Below are 3,255 nucleotides of genomic sequence, written 5' to 3'. Positions count from 1 at the left end.
GGTCGTGTAGTTAAAATTGCTGAGCAAGAATCTACAGATTACTACCTTAAACGACCACGTGATAGCCAGATTGCAGCGCATATCAGTACTCCACAAAGCGGTAAAATTGAAAGCCGAGAGCTGTTACAGCAACGTTTTCAAGACTTACAACAGCAAGTTGAAAGCCGTGAAGTGCTTGATAAGCCGGAGTTTTGGGGCGGTTATCGTCTGCAACCAGATTATTATGAATTCTGGCAAGGGCGACCAAATCGTTTACATGACCGCTTGAGTTATGAAAAAATCGACGGTCAATGGACGCTGCACCGACTGATGCCTTAAATGACAAAAATACAAATCAAACAAAGACCTTTATTGACACGCCCTGAACAGTTTCAGGGCGTGCCTCCGTTTATTGCCGAGATTTTGGCAAGGCGTGGAGTAGAATCTGAACAGGAATTAGAGCTAAAGCTTAAGAATTTATTAGCCCCACAGCTCAAGGGGCTAGAAACAGCTGTGGCATTAATAGATCAAGCTATTGATGCACAGAAGAAGATTATTATTGTTGGCGACTATGATGCTGACGGTGCAACCAGCACAGCGTTAATGGTATTGGTGCTTCGTGATATGGGAGCACAAGTCGACTATTTAGTTCCAGACCGATTTAAATACGGTTATGGGCTTACTCCCGCAATTGCAGAGCTTGCGCATCAAACTTATCAACCCGATTTATTAATTACAGTTGATAATGGAATTTCCAGCCATGCTGGAGTCGATACAGCCCATGCGCTGGGCATGCAAGTTATTATTACCGATCACCACTTAACAACAAAAGAAACGCCTCTAGCAGAAGCGGTGGTTAACCCAAATCAATTAGGCTGTGATTTTCCAAGTAAGGCGCTTGCTGGTGTTGGTGTTGCATTTTATGTGCTGGCCAATTTGGCAAGTTTACGTAGCAGACAAGGTAAAAGCACAAGTAAAGTCACTCAATATCTAGATTTAGTCGCTTTGGGAACTTATGCGGATGTTGCTGTATTAGATTATAACAACCGCATTTTAGTGGATGCAGGGGTGAAGCGCATTCAACAACATCAATGTCGTGTTGGAATATTGGCACTGTTGGATATTGCTGGCCGAGAGGCGTCGTCTTTGCGTGCACAAGATCTAGGTTTTGTTTTAGGTCCGCGTATTAATGCTGCGGGGCGTATGGAGAGCATGCGAATCGGTATAGAGTGTTTATTAGCAGACTCTATGGAAACAGCTTACCCGATTGCTCAACAATTAAATCAGTTGAATATAGAGCGGCGACAAATTGAAGGAGAGATGAAGCAACAAGCTTTATCTGCTTTAGATAGCTTGCAACTTTCAAAAGAAGATATTCCCCCAGCTCTGGTGCTCTTTGAAGAAAACTGGCATCAAGGCGTGATTGGGATTGTCGCAGGGCGTTTAAAAGAACAGTTTCATCGCCCAGCTATTGTCTTTGCACCAGATGAAGATGGTGTCCATATTAAAGGATCTGCACGTTCAATTGATGGTGTGCACATTCGAGATATGATTGAACAAGTTGCTGAACAACATCCGGAATTGGTGAGCCATTTTGGTGGACATGCGGCGGCGGCAGGTTTAACGATACGTAAAGAAAATTTTGATGCTTTTAAAACAGTGTTTACTGCCTGTGTTGCAGCTATGGAAGAATCTTTATTTCAAGCAACGCTATGGACGGATGGGGAATTACCAGCTTCGGCTTTGCAACTAGACACATTGGATTGGATCGAGCAGCTTGGACCATGGGGGCAAAAATTCCCCTTTCCTCAGTTTGAAGGACATTTTAAAGTTGTCGATTATCGCTGGCTTAAAGAAACACATCTAAAACTTAGATTGGCTCTTGATCAATATACTTTTGATGCGATTGCTTTTAATGCCGCTGGACGATTTGAATTTAATCCTATGCGAGATGAAGTTCATTTGGTCTATGAGATTGATCGTAATATATTTAAGGGTAATGTAAATTTACAATTGCGTATTGTGCATTTAAACCAATAAAAAAAATCCGCTCATTTGAGCGGATTTTTTTATAAACTCTTAGGTAAGATTAGAAGCGGTAGCCTGCACGAACACCATAAGTGTTATCGTTGTCACCGAAACCAATACGACCTTCAAGACTTACTTGTTGATTTAAGAATTTTTTAGCATTAATACCAAATTCATCTTTATCAGTTAAGTCGTTATTGTAGTAATCCACACCAAGACTTAAAGTTTTATCGATGTAGTAGTCACCACGAACTTTATATTCGTCTAGGTCACCAAACGCACCAAACGCTTCAAGGTTTACGTCATGTTGACCTACTTGAGTTACGTATTTAGCACGAACTGTTGGATCAGCGCCGTCTTTACCATCTTTTTCGTCGTAACCTTTAACACCTAGTGCAAGTAATAAACCTGGAGCTGGTAAATAACCTACTTCAGCTGCATAAGTAGTTACTTTGCTATCAATATTGGTATTATCAATTTCACGCTCATTACGGCCTACATCACCGCTAAGGTAGAAATCTGAGTTAGGAACATAGTATTCAACACCTACGCCATACTGAGTATCTTTAGTACCGCTGTTATCGCCATAGTTGATAAGTGCGTTAACATTACTTGCACGGCTTAAAAATGCTGCTTCTGCAAGTGGAGCGTTACGAGTTTGAACAGGATTAAAGTAATAAGTCCCGTCAACACCGAATTTACTTACGCTGCTACCGTTGTCTGGATCAAGATAATTGTAAGAACCACCAACTTCAGCTTGGTAAGCGTTTGCTGCGCCACTTACTGCGAGTGCAGATAAAAGAGCTGATGCAATTGCTAGTTTTTTCATGGAATCTCTCCCCTCTAAAAAGCGATTTTATAAATGTTTTGTTACAACTTTTAGTCTAGAGGAAAATCGGGTAGCGTCAATCTTGCACAAGTAACCGCACTGTAACTATGTGCTTTTTTTGTAAATATGTTTAACTTAATTATTTGATTTTAAAGTATAAAAATAGAATGTTTAATTTTATTAAAATTGAGGAGATTTTGTGTAGATCATAAAAAATGCTGTAAAAGTACCCAATTTTGTATGAGGATGTTACTGGTTAAGCTTAAAATGAACTGAAGAAAATTTAGAAATTAGATGAGTGAAATATAATGAGAAATACAAAGCAGGTTCGAAGATAACCGCAGCTATGCTAAAATAATTGCCTGTTTATCTGCTCTTATGGGAACACTCGCGTGGAAATTAATCCTTATCTAAACCAA

The 3,255-nt window shown here is 40.1% G+C and carries 3 protein-coding genes; 2 read left to right on the top strand and 1 reads right to left on the bottom strand.

The genetic code is table 11. From position 1 onward, the window contains the following. Both UC75_RS21085 and recJ read left to right on the top strand, forming a co-directional pair. Positions 1-318: pyridoxine 5'-phosphate oxidase C-terminal domain-containing protein (locus tag UC75_RS21085; protein ID WP_322842891.1), on the top strand; the 318-nt coding region annotated here is incomplete at its 5' end. Then, on the top strand, positions 319-2,019 hold the full coding sequence (gene recJ / locus UC75_RS10275; RefSeq protein ID WP_049837523.1) for a single-stranded-DNA-specific exonuclease RecJ: 1,701 nt from the start codon (positions 319-321) through the stop codon (positions 2,017-2,019). A 49-nt stretch (positions 2,020-2,068) separates the two neighbouring features. On the opposite strand, the gene UC75_RS10270 is transcribed toward recJ, so the two are convergent. Next, the gene (locus UC75_RS10270) at positions 2,069-2,836 is read right to left on the bottom strand and encodes a putative porin (protein WP_004790036.1); all 768 of its coding nucleotides are present in this window, start codon (positions 2,834-2,836) and stop codon (positions 2,069-2,071) included. Between the last annotated feature and the right edge of the window lie 419 nt (positions 2,837-3,255).

Origin of the sequence: Acinetobacter sp. V2, assembly GCF_001188385.1 — a bacterium.
In the GTDB taxonomy this organism is placed as follows: domain Bacteria; phylum Pseudomonadota; class Gammaproteobacteria; order Pseudomonadales; family Moraxellaceae; genus Acinetobacter; species Acinetobacter oleivorans.
The sequence above is the reverse complement of the archived record's forward strand: the minus strand, read 5'-3'. Positions and strand labels throughout refer to the sequence as shown.